Origin of the sequence: [Leptolyngbya] sp. PCC 7376, assembly GCF_000316605.1 — a bacterium.
Taxonomy (GTDB): Bacteria; Cyanobacteriota; Cyanobacteriia; order Cyanobacteriales; family MRBY01; genus MRBY01.
On the sequence record NC_019683.1, the window covers coordinates 1 to 16,087 of the forward strand.

At 45.0% G+C, this 16,087-nt stretch carries 16 protein-coding genes, 1 tRNA gene, 1 pseudogene and 1 riboswitch; of the genes and pseudogenes, 8 read left to right on the forward strand and 10 right to left on the reverse strand.

What is annotated here, in order from left to right; translation table 11 throughout:
* Positions 1-55 precede the first annotated feature (55 nt).
* Positions 56-1,408, forward strand: coding sequence for a chromosomal replication initiator protein DnaA (dnaA, locus tag LEPTO7376_RS00005; protein ID WP_015132253.1), 1,353 nt, complete (start codon positions 56-58; stop codon positions 1,406-1,408).
* A gap of 563 nt (positions 1,409-1,971) precedes the next feature.
* Here dnaA and nrtS read toward each other — a convergent pair.
* Positions 1,972-2,253: a nitrate/nitrite transporter NrtS gene (gene nrtS, locus LEPTO7376_RS00015; RefSeq protein WP_015132255.1), complete on the reverse strand. Its 282-nt coding sequence runs from the start codon at positions 2,251-2,253 to the stop codon at positions 1,972-1,974.
* 175 nt (positions 2,254-2,428) lie between these two features.
* Here nrtS and LEPTO7376_RS00020 point away from each other — a divergent pair, with 175 nt between their 5' ends.
* Positions 2,429-3,571, forward strand: a complete 1,143-nt coding sequence (locus LEPTO7376_RS00020) for an agmatine/peptidylarginine deiminase (RefSeq protein ID WP_225901151.1) — start codon at positions 2,429-2,431, stop codon at positions 3,569-3,571.
* A gap of 23 nt (positions 3,572-3,594) precedes the next feature.
* On the opposite strand, the gene LEPTO7376_RS00025 is transcribed toward LEPTO7376_RS00020, so the two are convergent.
* The 5 genes and pseudogenes from LEPTO7376_RS00025 to wecB form a co-directional block, all read right to left on the reverse strand.
* Positions 3,595-4,191 (reverse strand): IS982 family transposase, encoded by a 597-nt coding sequence (locus LEPTO7376_RS00025; protein WP_264309041.1) that lies wholly within the window; start codon positions 4,189-4,191, stop codon positions 3,595-3,597.
* Positions 4,154-4,672, reverse strand: coding sequence for a transposase family protein (locus LEPTO7376_RS28550; protein ID WP_315861551.1), 519 nt, complete (start codon positions 4,670-4,672; stop codon positions 4,154-4,156). Before LEPTO7376_RS28550 ends, LEPTO7376_RS00025 begins: the two co-directional genes overlap by 38 nt.
* Positions 4,663-4,962 carry a transposase family protein gene (locus LEPTO7376_RS28555; RefSeq protein ID WP_315861552.1) on the reverse strand — a complete coding sequence of 100 codons (300 nt, stop codon included), beginning with the start codon at positions 4,960-4,962 and terminating at the stop codon, positions 4,663-4,665. The genes LEPTO7376_RS28550 and LEPTO7376_RS28555 overlap by 10 nt, the downstream gene beginning before the upstream one ends.
* 67 nt (positions 4,963-5,029) lie before the next feature.
* Positions 5,030-5,633 (reverse strand): annotated as a pseudogene (locus LEPTO7376_RS28805) (IS982 family transposase); the annotation flags it as partial.
* Positions 5,634-5,704: 71 nt separating this feature from the next.
* Positions 5,705-6,814: a non-hydrolyzing UDP-N-acetylglucosamine 2-epimerase gene (wecB, locus tag LEPTO7376_RS00050; RefSeq protein WP_015132257.1), complete on the reverse strand. Its 1,110-nt coding sequence runs from the start codon at positions 6,812-6,814 to the stop codon at positions 5,705-5,707.
* 377 nt (positions 6,815-7,191) lie between these two features.
* Between wecB and LEPTO7376_RS00055 the strand changes: the two genes are divergently transcribed.
* The 4 genes from LEPTO7376_RS00055 (at position 7,192) to hemB (ending at position 11,956) form a co-directional block, all read left to right on the forward strand.
* Positions 7,192-7,265, forward strand: a tRNA-Asp gene (locus LEPTO7376_RS00055).
* Between the two features lie 151 nt (positions 7,266-7,416).
* Entirely contained in the window at positions 7,417-9,459 is a 2,043-nt protein-coding gene (locus LEPTO7376_RS00060; protein ID WP_015132258.1) for a caspase family protein, read from the forward strand.
* Positions 9,460-9,536: 77 nt separating this feature from the next.
* A complete protein-coding gene (locus tag LEPTO7376_RS00065; RefSeq protein WP_015132259.1) occupies positions 9,537-10,844 on the forward strand; it encodes a CHAT domain-containing protein in 1,308 nt (435 codons plus the stop codon).
* A 146-nt stretch (positions 10,845-10,990) separates the two neighbouring features.
* On the forward strand, positions 10,991-11,956 hold the full coding sequence (gene hemB / locus LEPTO7376_RS00070; protein ID WP_315861553.1) for a porphobilinogen synthase: 966 nt from the start codon (positions 10,991-10,993) through the stop codon (positions 11,954-11,956).
* Positions 11,957-12,035: 79 nt separating this feature from the next.
* Here the strand turns inward: hemB and LEPTO7376_RS00075 are convergent, their stop codons facing one another.
* Complete coding sequence (locus tag LEPTO7376_RS00075) at positions 12,036-13,307, reverse strand: tetratricopeptide repeat protein (protein ID WP_041763029.1); 1,272 nt, start codon at positions 13,305-13,307, stop codon at positions 12,036-12,038.
* 297 nt (positions 13,308-13,604) lie between these two features.
* A riboswitch (Glutamine riboswitch) is annotated at positions 13,605-13,682 on the forward strand.
* 38 nt (positions 13,683-13,720) lie between these two features.
* Here LEPTO7376_RS00075 and LEPTO7376_RS24110 point away from each other — a divergent pair.
* Positions 13,721-13,894 carry a DUF4278 domain-containing protein gene (locus LEPTO7376_RS24110; RefSeq protein WP_015132262.1) on the forward strand — a complete coding sequence of 58 codons (174 nt, stop codon included), beginning with the start codon at positions 13,721-13,723 and terminating at the stop codon, positions 13,892-13,894.
* A gap of 140 nt (positions 13,895-14,034) precedes the next feature.
* Here LEPTO7376_RS24110 and LEPTO7376_RS00080 read toward each other — a convergent pair whose 3' ends face one another.
* From LEPTO7376_RS00080 to LEPTO7376_RS00095, 3 genes are all read right to left on the reverse strand, one after another.
* Positions 14,035-14,370 (reverse strand): DUF86 domain-containing protein, encoded by a 336-nt coding sequence (locus LEPTO7376_RS00080; RefSeq protein ID WP_015132263.1) that lies wholly within the window; start codon positions 14,368-14,370, stop codon positions 14,035-14,037.
* On the reverse strand, positions 14,360-14,650 hold the full coding sequence (locus LEPTO7376_RS00085; protein ID WP_160148564.1) for a nucleotidyltransferase family protein: 291 nt from the start codon (positions 14,648-14,650) through the stop codon (positions 14,360-14,362). The genes LEPTO7376_RS00080 and LEPTO7376_RS00085 overlap by 11 nt, the downstream gene beginning before the upstream one ends.
* Positions 14,651-14,879: 229 nt before the next feature.
* Positions 14,880-15,464, reverse strand: coding sequence for a Uma2 family endonuclease (locus tag LEPTO7376_RS00095; RefSeq protein ID WP_160148344.1), 585 nt, complete (start codon positions 15,462-15,464; stop codon positions 14,880-14,882).
* Positions 15,465-15,819: 355 nt separating this feature from the next.
* On the opposite strand from LEPTO7376_RS00095, the gene LEPTO7376_RS00100 reads away from it, so the two are divergent.
* Positions 15,820-16,059, forward strand: a complete 240-nt coding sequence (locus LEPTO7376_RS00100; RefSeq protein WP_015132266.1) for a hypothetical protein — start codon at positions 15,820-15,822, stop codon at positions 16,057-16,059.
* The last annotated feature ends 28 nt before the right edge of the window (positions 16,060-16,087 follow it).

Here is a 16,087-nt window from a genome sequence, read left to right on the forward strand (position 1 = left end):
GTACTTTCGGTTTAACATCTACCTTCCTGTAATTCTCACCACCGAGGCACGGACGTTGACGCAAGATCCCCAACGACTATGGCAAGAAGTTTTAGTCAAACTCGAACAACAATTAAGCCGTCCGACCTTCGAGACCTGGATTGAGCCGACAACGATGCAACAGTGGCAGGACGATGAGGTTGTTCTCTGTGCGCCGAATGCCTTTGTCCTCAACCATATTCAGAAATATTATGGGGCGCTAATCTCCGAGACGATCGCCGAGCTAGTTTCCTCTCCGGTCAGTGTTCGTCTTACGTCTCCAGAAGGTAATACCCTCGCGGCGACCCCGAATCTCTACAGCAGCCAAAACAACAATAATTTATTGCGGCGATCGCCCAAAAAAGCTCAAGATCTCAACTCGAAATATACTTTTTCGCGATTTGTCGTTGGCCCCACCAATCGTATGGCCCATGCCGCTGCCCTTGCTGTCGCCGAATCTCCCGGTGGTGACTTTAATCCCCTTGTGCTTTGTGGTGGAGTGGGACTTGGGAAAACCCATCTGATGCAAGCTATTGGACATTATCGTCTCGATACCAATGCCGATGCCAAAATCTTTTACGTTTCCACCGAGCAATTCACCAACGACCTCATTGCATCCATCCGCAAAGATAGCATCCAAACCTTTCGCGAACATTACCGCACTGCTGATGTGCTGTTAGTGGACGATATTCAGTTCATTGAAGGGAAAGAATATACCCAAGAAGAATTTTTCTACACTTTTAATACTCTCCACGAAGCTGGTAAACAAATCGTTTTAGCTAGCGATCGCCCCCCAAACCAGATCCCCGGCTTACAACAGCGATTATCCTCTCGATTTTCGATGGGATTGATTGCAGACATCCAACCGCCTGACCTTGAAACACGGATGGCGATTCTCCAGAAAAAAGCTGAGGCTGAAAATATTCAGCTTTCTCGTTCTGTCATTGAATACATTGCCACCCACTACACCTCAAACATTCGCGAACTCGAAGGCGCACTCTTGCGGGCAGTGACCCATATCGCTATATCTGGCTTGCCGATGACCGTCGAAAACCTTGCACCTATCCTGAATCCCACCGTTGAGTATGCCCCTGCTGCTCCAGAATTGATTGTGCAAATCGTGTCGGAGATGGTGGGCATTAGCATCGAGGATCTGAAAAGTGCCTCCCGCCGCCGTGAAATTAGTACTGCTCGCCAAATTGCCATGTATTTAATGCGCCAGCATACGGATCTTAGTTTGCCTCGGATCGGTGAAGCATTTGGCGGAAAAGACCACACAACAGTGATGTATAGTTGCGACAAAATTGGGCAGTTGCTCACCAAGGATCAAAAAATCTCTCAGCTTGTCAGTAAGATTAGCGATCGCATTAACCATCACCAACAGAGCTAATCTATTCGTCTCTCTGTAAGGAGAAGAGTGTGCTTAAGATATACAGTGACGATTGGAGTAATCTCCTCAACAAATAGTAATTCTTTGAAAAAATATTACGTAGAAAGCCTGTTATTACAACATTTTCTTTCAACTTAGGGTGTCTCGAAACTGAAGGAAATGAGGAAATTTACAGATATATCCTAAAAAATCGCAAAATATAGCAAATATTCCCAACCTTAGTTTCTCTCTGGAATTTGGCTAAGTTTGTCGTATAGATAATTTAATTTGGCAGACGTTTGGTGATGAATGGTCGCTTTTCGTTTCAAAAAATCCTATTAAAAGTGAGGGCGATGCCTATGTTTACCAGAGTTAGGCAGGTGGTCGATCCATTATTCCAATATCTCAATCAGCCCATCGGGAAATCTGAGCAATGTGCAGTGTGGAATCCCAACCGATTTTGGTACTTGTATAAAATCAACCTATTGGAAAAATGTTGGTTAAAAGATCCGGCAGTTAAAGGTCAAAAAGCTTATTAAAGAACGCTTATTGTTGGTTCACATACGTTCTCTGAAAATGCATTTTTAAACATGTGTTAGGGCTGCTATCTGTTCTTCGGAACGGATGTTTTTTTCTGCGAGTTTACGTTGAAATTTACGTTTGCTACTGACCTGTCCATGGATATTGACGCAGTAGGGGACGGCATAGGTGAGGAGGCTCGATAACCACCGTGATTTGTCCATTTTTCCTTTTAATAAAGCATTGCCATGGTTAATGCTGAAAAGGATGGTGCCAACAAGTAGGGCAACACGCAGGGCCGATGGCATCATGTCCGGATCACGCAGCCCCTGTAAAAAAGCTTTCATTGGATTTGCTCCCGTTACAAAACTTCATGATAACAGGAGTTCTATCTAGATAAAGTGCTTGTGTGGTGTGGTGAATGTCTTTCGGGTGATCGCTGGACTGCTTGTACACAATTTCTTGAATTGGAAGTGTAGTGTTGCAGGAAGCTGTAGCAATCTCACTGGACTGGAGCGGTATTTGAGCATTTCTAGACGTACTCTAATCAAATTGACTGCTTTAATGGCAGGTGGTTTTGCTGTGGGCTGTAAAACAAATCAACTTCGTCATCTTGCAGTTGATGGGTCATTGTTTATGCCTGATGAAGGAGCACCACACGCTAGAACATGGATGGCTTTTGTTGCTAATGAGTATATTTGGACTCGTAAGCAGATTCCTGCGGTGAAACGTGATTTGGTTCGCATTGCCACGGCGATCGCCAAATATGAGCCTGTATCGATGTTGGTATCGCCAGAAGATATGGCCGAGGCGCAAAAGCTATTGGGAGATTTAACGCGTTATCAATACCCAATTGAGCTGATTGAATGTCGCACAGATGATCTATGGGTGCGTGATACTGGCCCCACTTTTGTGCTGGATAGCGAAGGGAAAAAATACGGTGTGAATTTTAACTTCAACGGTTGGGGTGGCAAACAAGAGCATTCCTTCGATGCAAGGGTTGCAGATTTTATTACGAATCAAGCAAACGCGACTATTATCCCCTCAAATATTGTTTTAGAAGGAGGTAGTTTTGAAATTGATGGCCATGGCACTGCCATCCTGACGAAAAGTGCTGTTTTGAATGACAATCGTAATCCAAATGTGAGTCAGACCGAGGTCGAGAAAGAATTAGAGCGATTGTTGGGGATTCAAAAAGTAATTTGGTTGGATGGCATTAAAGGTAAAGATATTACTGATGGCCATGTTGATTTTTATGCGCGGTTTTCTCAGAAAGAGAAAGTCTTGGTGAGCCGTGATAACTATCAGCAGTCCCATGATTACAATGTCACGCGGAAAAATATTGAAGTCTTGCAAGAAGCGACAGACATTGATGATAATCCCCTGGATGTGACTGTGATTGATGCTCCCGATGTTATTAATGAGAACTTTGGGGTTCGGGATTTTGCGGCGGGTTATATTGGCTACTATCTCTGTAATGGTGCGGTGATTATGCAGAAATTTTGGGATGAGGTTGCGGATCAGAATGCAAAAGAGATTATCGCTCAGGCTTTTCCAGATCGGGTGATCGAGCAAATTGCCATTGATGCGATCGCCTCTGGTGGTGGCAGTATTCACTGTGCAACGCAGCAAGAACCTCTCGCCCAGAAAACTGAAACAACCTGAGTTCGGGATAGGAAAAGAAGCTTCTAATCAAGCTGAAGAGAGGGTTTCTTAGGCTGATGACAGTAGGCAATTAGACCACAAAGCAAGTTAACACAAAAATTGGCAGGACTACGATGTCTAGGGTGCTCAATCTGAGAAATATTCTTCAGCTGGTCAATGACCGTCTCAATTAAAGCTCGCTTACGGGCAAGGATTTTGTCATGCCAAAGCATCAAGTGATTCTTCATATTGCGCCGAGGCTTAGCCAGCAACGTCACATCATGCTCTTCTTGTAAATGCTGTGCCAGAGGTTGAGAGATATAGCCTTTATCTGCAAAAACCTTGCCAAATAAATTCTGCAATAGTTCCAGCACTGGCTTGCGGTCATCAGTGTTGCCGGGGGTGACTTTCACTTGGAGTAACTCGCCACGGTCATTGATTACTAGATGCAGCTTGAAGCCAAAGAACCAACCAACAGATGTTTTACCTCGAGCAGCATGACCTTCAAAAACGCGATGTTGAGAGATACGGCGATTATGGCAAACCTTGATACTGGTGGCATCAATGAAACTAATACCAGTGCATTTGACCTCTTGCAAAAGGTTATGGCAATTCAAAATTGTAGAGACCAGCAATGAGATTGAGTCTTAATCCCCATCTCCGACGGCGGTTACGATATCGACTGGATAAGAGGCGGAATCTTTTGAGCATTCTGAATACCATCTCAATGATGATTCTTTGAGCTGCTAAGAGCTGATTCTCCTGTTTCTGCTCCGCACCTTTAGGCTTCTTGTGAGGAGTGTGACTCCGCTGATGCCGCTTGTGTAGACCTTGATATCCAGCGTCGGCAAGGCAGAGTTGTCCCTGCTGAAAATGCACTCTACTCTTTTTGAGTAGTTTGAAGTCATGGGTGCTACCTTTCTCACAGTCACAACAGATAATCTGTGCCCACTGCCAAGCAATAACTATTTGAGCTTTAAGGGAATGAGGCTTCTTTTTCCTGAGTAGTAAAGATGTTGTTTTTTTGGGCTTTTCAATCGCCTGTTCTGTGGCATCCATACCACTACTGTTAGAGATAACTCTTCTGAACCATGGAGCTGTTTCATGCCGGGTCAGTGGCAATCGGTTTCTTTGATGAGTGTATTCTCTGTTTTTTGCACCATGCGACAAACTGTTGATTCATGAATGCCCCATGATTGAGCGATATGAAAATAAGTGCGATATTCCCTCGGATATTCCAAGGTGAGGAGTAACTGATTTTCCAGGGATAAAACACTGGGACGACCGGGTTTTTGCTTTGCTTTAGCTTCTGCTAGGACTTCTACCAGACGATTGAAAGTCTGAAGTTTAACTCCACAGGCTCTCCTGAATTGTTCTGGAGATAAATGTTGGAGCTGTTCGTAAGTCGGCATTTCTATCGCTATGACTCTGATACTTTCCTCTTTTTTACCTACTCTCACTTCTTTTGCAAGAGGTCAACTGTGCCAGAGCTTGAGAGACGTAACCTTTATCTGCAAAGATTTTTCCCGATAACCCTTTCAAAAGCTCCACTACCGGTTTTCTATCATTGGTGTTGCCGGGTGTGACCTTCACATTGAGTAATTCGCCATGGTCATTGATAACCAGATATAGTTTGAAACCAAAGAACCAACCCACAGATGTTTTACCTCGAGCGGCATGACCTTCAAAAACGCGATGTTGAGAGATGCGGCGATTGTGACAAACCTTGATACTGGTGGCATCAATGAAACTAATACCTGTGCATTGACCATAACAGTGCTGTAGGTAGACACATAGAGGTACTAACGTCGAAGGCATCCACTCCACAAAACGTTGGTCACTCACGGCTCTGGGAAAAGCTCCTCGCCAATAGATGACGCACATTGATGAGATAGAAATATTTGAAATTACGATAATGAGATTGGTGAAAAGCAATCAATATCGTCATTATCTCGCTTAAACTCAAGCTTCTTGAGCGACGTCGCCGCCGTTGTTTCGAGGCCAGCAGCTGTTGTTGCCATTGAGGTTCGAAGACTTGGCAGACATCATCAACAGCACAAAACAAAGGTTCTAGACTGGTCATGGGAGAAAGTGGTGGATTGCTTATCAACTTCCACAATATGCACTTTCTCCTTTTCTTCTCTTATCCCGAACTCACGTTATTTGGCCTAAAAATTTCCGCACAATTTCGAGGATTTGCTTGGAGCTAGTGCCATCCCCGAACGGATTGGTTGCTGTGGCCATTTGATCATATTGTTCCTGATCCGTCAGCAGCGCTTTTACTGCCTGAAAAATATCCATCTGCTCTGTGCCGATAAGCCTTGCGGTTCCCGCCAAAACTGCCTCGGGACGTTCAGTCGTTTTACGCAATACCAAAACAGGCTTACCTAAACTAGGTGCCTCTTCCTGGAGTCCCCCCGAATCGGTTAGGAGCAAATCACATCGCTGCATTGCCCCAACGAGCTGCGGATAATCTAAGGGCTCAGTGAGAAAAATCTGGGGATGATCACCCAACACCTTTTGAATCGGTTCACGCACTTTCGGATTGCGGTGCATAGGTAATAAGATCACCACATCGGGAAATGCTTCCACGACTTTTAAAAATCCCTGCAAAATGCTGTCGAGGGGACTACCCCAATTTTCGCGGCGGTGCACAGTGGAGAGGATGACACGTTTCTCTGGCCAATCCAAACCAGGAATATTGCAGTCTGGCTCCGATGCCGCCACTGTTAATAACGCATCAATAACTGTATTTCCGGTGTTATACGCCTGCCCTAAAATATCTGATTTTTCGAGATTGGCGATCGCCTGAGTTGTGGGCGCAAAATGCAGCTGAGAAATTTGCGAAATCAATCGGCGATTGGCTTCCTCTGGGAAAGGGTTGAGGATATTGTCTGTGCGCAGACCTGCTTCCACATGGCCCACTGGAATCTGTTGATAAAAAGCAGCGAGGGCTGCGGCAAAAGCAGTGGTTGTATCCCCCTGTACCAACACAATATCCGGCGATAATTCCTGGTAAATCTTTTGCAGTCCATCCAAACTGCGACAGGTAATATCCGATAATGTTTGACCCGGCTGCATAATCTCTAGATCAAAATCAGCCTTTAGATCAAACCATTGCATCACCTGATCAACCATCTCGCGGTGTTGACCTGTCAAAATTACTGAAGTTTCAAAATCAGTCGCTTGCCGAAACTGACGAATCACAGGAGCCAATTTAATGGCTTCTGGTCGCGTACCAAGGGTGATACAAACTGAGGGCATACAACTCTCACCAAAAGATCTTTCGCTATCTTATAGCTTTTTCTTCAGCCCAAAGAACTAGGCCAAGTTTTACTGCGTATTTGCTCCCCAATGTATCAGATGAAATTTTATAAAGCATTGGACCTGATTTTTGACTCAATCCCCATGCATTAACTCGGCGATCGCCCAACGTACTTTGAAAATATTTACTTACACTTTATCTAGAGCCAATAACACTCACTATTGCAACCTAGCGGCCTGAGCTTCCTCGTGATTTTGAGAGTGAATGGGATGAGTACAATAAGACTGCCTTAAACTTCCAAATAAGATTTTTTTGTCTGAGGGGTTGACATAACTTTTTTCTGTGAATATATTATTAAAAGTGACTTAAACCACAGGGGACTGTAGTTCAGCTGGTTAGAATGCCTGCCTGTCACGCAGGAGGTCGCGGGTTCGAGTCCCGTCAGTCCCGTAGAAATACACTGAGTTTGTAATGCCATATGAGGTAATACATTCTTACTTGAAATAATTTGAAGTTAGGTTCTTTTATATGCCTACAGAGTAGTCATATAGAGAGATGACTGGTAGTCTGATAGCAGGATTCCCAAGGGCACTAGTTCAAGATGAAATTGGATCGACGCAGCTTCTTACAAGGGTTGGGATTAGCCCTCTTTTCATTTGGTGTGCTTGACCAAGGATTGCGAGGCCAAATTGATCGTTATGCCCAGGCTCTTGAAAAGTTTTCCGGGCGGAAATTCGCGCTTTTAATTGGTATTGACCGTTACCCTGAAGTTGATGATCTTAATGGTTGTGGTGTTGATATTGAGATCCAAAAGCAATTATTGATGCACCGTTTTGGGTTTGACCCAGCACAAATCATTGTTCTCAAAAATGAAGCTGCTAATCGCGACAATATTTTTACAACGTTTCAAAAGCAATTGAAAGATATTCTCACCCCCGAGGATTTCTTGTTCGTTCACTTTAGTGGCTACGGCACAAGTATTAATACTGCTCAGGGAGATTCGATTAATGCTTTGATGCCTGTAGATGGGGTGATCGGTAAGACCAACAAAGTGGTGGTCAATAATGCGATCGCCGTCTCAACAATTGAGGGTTTTATTCAATCGCTCAATGTTGCGCAGTCTGCATTGATTCTTGATACTAGCTTCTCGCCATTGCCTGAAGGGGAATATCAATACTTGCGAGGCCGAGCTTATCCGAAGTCCATATCGAGTATTGCCAACCCTTCTGAGACAGCGATTGAAGAACAGCTACAACGAAATATTATCCAGCGAAATCTTGGTGGTAAATCCATTATCAAGCTCAGTGCCGCAGAGCTAAACGGAGGCAAAGAGTTTGCGATTAATGGGGCCCATGTTGGCCTGTTTACTGCGACTTTGGCGCAAAATCTCTTCGCAGTTAATCCGAAAGCAACAATATCGGAAGCCAATTCGTTTTTGAATTTCCGCTATCAACAGTTGCAGTTGTTGCCAGAAGGACAACCTGCACCGCAATTTGTGAAAAAATCAATCCCACTTTATGGATTATTGCCAACTAGCATCACTTTACCTAGTGTCGGACATGTGGTGGCTGTAGATGGGAGTTCCGTCGAGCTCAATTTGATTGGGTACGCACCGGAAGTGCTACAGGCGATCGCCTCAGAAAGTGAAGTGAAAACTATTGAGACAACCCCTAAGATTCTTTCGATCACTTCAAAAAATGGCTTATCGGCTCAAGCCAAAACATCAGCGAAAGATTTAGTGCCAAATACTCCTTTGCAGGAATATTTGCGAGTTCTTCCCCGTAATCTCACCTTACGCGTTGCCCTCGGAGATGAGCTCAGCCGGATTGAGCGAGTGGATGCAACCAGTGCTTTTGCTGGGATTGTTGGCATTGCTAATATCAGTAATCCAGCAGAATGGGCCGATTATATTTTTGATGAAGGTTATCGTTTGTTTTCGCTGAGTGGTGAGCCTTTGCCTGAGCTATTGCCTCAGGATAGTAATCAAGCAATTAAGTCTTCTGTAGAGGAGCTAGAGCCGACTCTCGAACGTCTATTGGCTCTGAAATGGCTGCGGCTATTGGTAAATGAAACAACGACTTCACTACAAACTCAGAGCAGTTTAAATCGTCTCGAACCTCGGCGATCGCCACTCATCCAGAAGACAACGCCAATTAATATTTCTAAAGCCCCAACTTTTCAGGCTGCGGAGGTCAAGCTAAATGAAACCTTGGCATTTCAGTATAAAAATTTAGGACAACAAGCTCTCAATCTTGTTGGTTTTGCCCTCAGTCCGAAGCAAGAAATGCTGTTGTTGACACCTCAAAGTCCATTGCAGGTAGAACCTGGCAAAACACAAACTGCTGAAATTGATTTCGCACAGCAACGTCCTGTTGGCCGCTGGCAAGTGTATTGGGTGGGAAGCATTGACCCTTTAACGAAATTTCAGGAACAGCTTGATCGACAATTTGCGAATGTCGAAGCAGCCACAGTTAAAGTTGAAGAGCCATTGCCTTTCATTCGTGCCATCCTCGAAGATCTCAGCGCTGTAACCGATCAAAATATGAGTGACAGTAGCAAGGAAACCTATCGTCTAGCGACGGATCGATGGCTGACAAATTGTTTTATCTATGATGTTGCTGAGAATTTACCCAAGGTTAACTGAAGCGTCCTGAGTTCTCCGTCAACTGATTGAAAATCTGGCCATAATACATTTAGACAGCACCGTGGATTAGGTTTGTGATGGCTTTCGTTCGTCTGTATCGTCTGATTATTTGCTTTACTTTGAGTTGTCTTTTGGCGATCGCCGTCCCGTGGCACTTCATGAATCCGACGGTGATGGCCCAAACCAATCCTTTCTACGACTCCATTATGAAAATGGAGAGTGATTGGCAACAGGAATACGAAAATTATTTCAATACCAATTTTAAGTTTGAGGCGATGGATGTCAGAAAGATGTCTGCGGCCTTACAGGAGAATGCAAAGCTTACTGGGGAGAGGACAGCTCTTATTTGGATCATGACGTCTGGCGATCAAATTAATCTCAGTATGTTGACGCCAAATCACAAACCTGTTTCCCGTACAACGCTGGTAAATAAGGCCGAAATAATCAGCACTAAAATGGATTTTTTCCGAGGGGTGACGAGCCAACATCCCATTTTTCGAAATTCTTATCTCAAGTCTGCCCAAACGCTATATGACTGGATCATTAAGCCGATTGCCGCAACATTAGATATCGAAGAGATTGATAATTTGCTTTTCTGTACGGGGCCAGGATTACGCACGATTCCGTTTGGAGCGCTCCATGATGGCAAAGAATTTTTAGTAGAAAAGTATGGCGTTGGTGTGGTGCCTGCTTTCCAATTGATGACAAAAGGGGCTTCTCGTATCGGCGATCGCCCAGCCTTAGCGATGGGAGCTTCAACATTCGACGAGTTGCCAGATTTACCCGGTGTCGAAATTGAGCTAGACACGATTATTCCGAATCTCCGCCAAGGCAAAACATTTTTAAATGAAGGCTTTACGCTTGAAAATCTCAAACAGGAGCGTGCAGAAAATAATTACGGTATTGTTCACCTCGCGACCCATGCGGAATTCCAGAGTGGCACACCCGATAATTCTTATATTCAGTTTGCCGATGAACGTTTGACCCTCGACAAAATGGATCAACTCAATTGGCGCAATCCACCTGTCGAACTTTTGGTATTAAGTGCTTGTCGGACAGCTCTTGGTGATGAAGAAGCAGAATTGGGGTTTGCGGGCTTGGCATTGCAGTCTGGTGTTAGAGCGGTGATCGCCTCGCTATGGTACGTCAGTGATGCCGCGTCAGTAACCTTGATGAGTGAGTTTTACCAAGCCCTTAGTCAGGAGACAACAAAAATCTCTGCCCTCAGACAAGCTCAACTGGCAATGATTCACAAAGAATATGAGCAGCCGAGCCCAGAACTTGCTCAGCTAACACGCAGCGCCTTTAAGCGAGAATCCGGAGAAATTGATTTTTCTCATCCTTACTACTGGGCGGCCTACAGCCTAATCGGTAACCCTTGGTAACTGTTCCACCATCGACAGGCCAATAATTGCAGATCATTGAGGACTGTTACGTTTGCGTAAGAGAGTGCGGATGTTCACCTTAAACTAGCTAGAAGTCATTTTTATTTTCCGCTTTTAGCAATAATTTAGTACCTATGTTCCCTTCAATGCGTCCCCGCCGTTTGCGCCAAACTGATTCTCTCCGCCGGATGGTACGAGAGGCAAATTTAACGGCGAATGACATGATTTACCCCGTTTTTGTAATGGAAGGGGAAAACACCAAGCAGGAAATTACCTCCATGCCCGGCAGCTTTCGCTATACCTTGGATCTGCTGTTGGAAGAACTCAAAGAGGTGTCTGAGCTGGGCATCCCGGCGATCGCCCTGTTCCCCTTGGTAGCGGAAGATCTAAAGGACAACGCTGGTACCGAAAGCTACAACCCCAATGGATTGGTTCCGCGCGCGGTTAAAGCAATAAAGGCTGCCTTTCCCGATTTGACGGTCATCACTGATATTGCATTGGATCCCTACAGCAACCAAGGTCATGATGGCATCGTTGAAAACGGCGAAATCCTGAATGATGAAACCGTTGCCATATTGGTGAAGCAAGCCCTCTCCCATGCCGAAGCTGGTGCTGATATCGTTGCTCCTTCCGACATGATGGATGGTCGTATCGGCGCTATCCGCCAGGGATTGGACGCCGCAGGCTGGACTAATGTTGGTATCTTGGCTTATTCCGCTAAGTACGCCTCCGCATACTATGGCCCTTTCCGGGATGCGTTGGACTCTGCTCCTAAGTTTGGTGACAAAAAGACTTATCAAATGGACCCTGCCAACTCCGGCGAAGCCATTAAAGAAGTTGAGCTGGACATCATGGAAGGTGCAGATATCGTCATGGTGAAACCCGCCCTCTCCTATATGGACATCATTTATCGTGTTAAGGAAATTAGTAGTCTTCCCGTCGCGGTATACAACGTTTCCGGTGAGTATGCCATGGTGAAAGCTGCAGCGCTTAACGGTTGGATTGACGAGAAGAAGGTGGTTCTCGAAACGCTCACAAGCTTTAAGCGGGCTGGTGCAGATTTGATTTTGACCTATCACGCGAAGGATGCTGTTCGTTGGCTCGCTGAATAAATTCAAGATCTGCCGCGAATAATTAATTTGCAAATATTGGGACGTTTTCAATGGGTGAGAACGTCCTTTTCTACGGGTTCTATTGAGTTTGTGATTCTTCTGTTGTATTGCTCGCTGATCCGTCTAAAGCCTTGTGTGCCATAACGAGCCACCGATCTTGATCGGGTTGGGTTGGATCCGCTAAATCGCGACATTTCTCCCACGCAGCGATCGCCTCTTCTTCTCGCTCCTCAACTTGATAATTTTGCGCTTGTAGACAATAAGCGGGAGCTTTATCTGGCTTGAGTGAGGAGGCAATTTGGAGATAATTATCGGCTTGGTTGTTGAGTCCTTGCTTGTATCTTGCCCAACCGAGATTCTTTGAAAGGCTATATTGCAGACTTTGCTGCTGCTCTTCGTTTTCAGCAGTTTGATCAAGATTATCTAAACCTTGTCTGAGTAAGACCACGGCATTGGAATAGTCTTCATCGAGGATCAGCAATCTCGCCAGATTATTTTGGGCAAAGGCAACACTGCTATCGGCACTCTTCGGATCTGCTTTAACTGCAATTTCGTATTGAGCTTTTGCGGCATCAGTTTTGCGGAGATCTTCGTACAGATTTCCCAAATTGTAATGGGCATCTGTGTTGTCCTCATCAAGGGCGATCGCCCGTTTAAAGTTCTGCTCAGCAGTGGAAATATCACCGGATTCCTCAGCACGGTAACCAAGGTAATTGTAGAGTTTCGAAATTTGGGGGAGACTTGTCCAAAATCCGAAAATGACCAGTAATAAAGCCCAAGTGGAAATCGTCGTTGCTTCCTCGCGCCACTGGGATTTAATCCCTAACTTCGTAAACAGACCCCGCAGGCTATCTTGTCCCACATCGGTCAGGTCACCACGTGCTTTGACTAACGTCAGCAAACTCGGAAAAATAATTGCGCCAGCCCCACCAAATCCCAAGCCACCACTCACAAATTTACTGGTGATATCGGTCAGCAGCGCCAGGTTGACCGTCCACCCTACCAGCGTGCTGCTGCGCCACACCCAGTCATATTGATCTTGTTCGTGTGGCTTGAGGAAATTTTCTGGGAACCACCACCATGAGTCTACTGGTGGATTTAGGCTGTCGCGGATTGGTTTTAAATCAATGGTTTCACAGATAAGGTTGGCCTGTTGTTTGAGATCATGGTCGAGGTGAGAGAGTTGGTCTTGGTAGCCGACAGAAATGGGTGGCGAATCTTTTAGCTCATAACAAAGGCGATCGCGAGAGTAGAGAGTTTCTAGAAGGCTCTGTAGATCTGGTTGCTCTGAGAATAGGTTTAGGGCGTGTTGGTAGTTGTAGATTGCTTCGCCAATATTGGATGCACCCATGATTTTTGTCTGAATTCTCGTCGCAATAAAGTGTTTCCACTCTAGCAAGAGATCAAGGTTCGGCAATGGCTTCAATGCTCACATTGTCGTAGAGTTTCGTCTTTTGGCTGGAGCCGTATTTAGAGATGCTTTGTTTAAACTGCGGATCTATTCATCATTCTCCCTCTGCGCAATGTTTCTGACTCTCTTGGAAACGCGCTTTAGCGGGGCGATCATCCTTTTGTCAGAAAAACGCAACTATTGGGGTTGACAGTGAAAAATCAGTTTTGTATTATTTTATACAGAAAGCATAAATAAGTCGTTCATCTCTCTGCTTCTAAACCACTAGGTTTTTATGAGAGACGGAAGTAAGGATTTATCCCCAAGGAACGCACCTCATTCACTCTACGCTTATATTTTGAGGAGCTAATATCATGACACTCTCTTACAGAGGCATTCGTTTCAACCAAGGTTCTACTGTTGTGGAATCCACTGAAGGTCAGACTATCGGTAAATACCGTGGTTCTGAACTCCATGCCCAAGAGCCAAAGCAAAAAATCACTGTTGTTCAGCACACCAACCTTAAATATCGTGGTGCTAGCTACTAGGTTCTAGGTAACGAAAATAAGTTTTCAATGAATATTGAATCCCTTAAAGGAAAGTGATTATCGCTTTCCTTTTTTGTTGTGTGGAAAAAACCAGGCGATCGCCACCGTTAACTTCATGCATTTGTGGAAGGCGATCGCCCCTAAGCGATTAAGTCTTGTAGCTTTGTGATTACAGGTGGCAGACTCCGATGAACTGTTTGCCAGACGACGCGGAGACTCACCTGAAAATATTCGTGAGCCATCACGTTACGCATATCACCCATTATTCGCCAAGGAATACTCGCGTCCCGCATCTTAATTTCATCGGGAATGTTATTCGATGCTTCCCCAATAATCACGAAATTGTAGAACACTGATTGCACAACCATTTTGTTGTTCTCAAACTCCTCAAAAGTCATGTCTGCTGTAAAGTCTTCGATGTCTTGGGCAGCTTGCAGAATATCCTGAACTCTAAGTTGCCAATCTCTAGAAGGCATGGATCGTATCCCTTAAAACTGGCTCCCGTAAATGCTCTCTTAGGGCTTCCTCTAGACCTATATCAATCTTGCGTTGGAATAAATCTTCGAGAAAATAACGCACCTCGAAGATCTCGAATAGAGAAGGCTCCTCAAAAAATTCCACTAAAAAATCAATATCACTATCATCAGTGGCTTCATCCCTAGCAACAGAGCCAAATAACCGCAAGGATTTAACGCCCATTTTTTCTAATTCAGGACGATGTATAGCTAAAGTTTGCAGTACTTGTTCCGAGGCGATCGCCGCCATTGTTTTTCTTGGGGATGAATCAATATCAACCACATCCTAATATCTCTGAAGGGCGATCGCCTACTATTTTGGACTCATTAAAGTTCTTGAAAAACCCCATAGATTTGCAACAAACATCATTCCTTGGGGAAGGTCGCCGAAGGCGGGAAGGGGTTTCGATAGGTGTCGCAACTTACGAAAAAATCCTCACCACTCTCAAACTCAACGGTAGGTCACCAATTTAGGTCTCTGGTTCAATAGTGACATTTTCGTAGAGGGTATCGACGGAGCATTCAAATTCAATGCTGGGAACCATAAAGGTTTCGCCTTCACCATAGGAGCTATACAACCAAAATTTTTCGGTATCAGGTTGGCGTTGGTATAGCTCGACCAGGATTTTGTCAGAGGCGATTAAAAGATATTCTTGTAGGCTCGGAATCTGTCGATAGTATTTGAGTTTATCCGTGGTGTCGTATTTGCCAGTGCTAGGGGATAGGACTTCGATGATAACGGTAGGATATTGAATCAGTTTTTTGGCTTGTTGGTCTTCGGGGTGGCAACTGACAACAACATCGGGATAAAAATAACGGCTATTGGCTTTTGCCTGGACTTTTACATCTGAAATATTGACACGACAACTTTTCGGTTTGAGGTGGTCTTTGAGAGCGATTAAGAGGTTGACCGCCAGATCGTTATGGGGAATGGAGCCGCCTGTCATGGCAATGATTTCGCCATCGATGTATTCGTAGCGATTGTCCTGCTGTTCTTCCCAAATGAGGTATTCTTCAACAGTCATTTTTGGGATGGGATTGGTGGCGACAGTCATGATTTTGTTGGCAGCGAAATCTATGTTTAGTTTAGCTCGGTCTCTCTGCTCTTCCTCTAATAGAGTCCTTGCAAAAGCCCATAGACCTACAACAAACATCCTTCCTTGGGGAAGGTCGCCAAAGGCGGGAAGGGGTTTCGATAGGTGTCGCAACTGACGGAGAGCTGGCCCTAGTCGCCCTTCAAGAGTAAAAGTTAAGACTTATGCCAGAAGTCTAATGCATGAAATGCCTTGGTTCTCGGTGGGTTGCGGAATATGCGGATGACCCCTTCCGCCCTTCGGGCACCTTCCCTAGGGAAGGATGAGTAGAATATGGGGGTTGGTGTCGAAAAAAGTATTGGGTCGAGGGAAATCTATGGTTGCTGCGCGGTGGGTATGGGGTCTAGTCAGTAGTGCAGTCATGCTCGCAGGGAACGGCACAGCAACAGCTCAAGAACTTCAACAAACGCCTATTCTCCTCGCTCAATCAACTCAAAAGAGCGGCGATGAACTCTATGCCGAAGGTGATAAATTCTACTTCTTAGGTACTAGAGAAGGTTACGTCTCTCAAGCTCTGGCACAGTTGACCTCTTGCAAAAGAAGTGAGAGTAGGTAAAAAAGAGGAAAGTATCAGAGTCATAGCG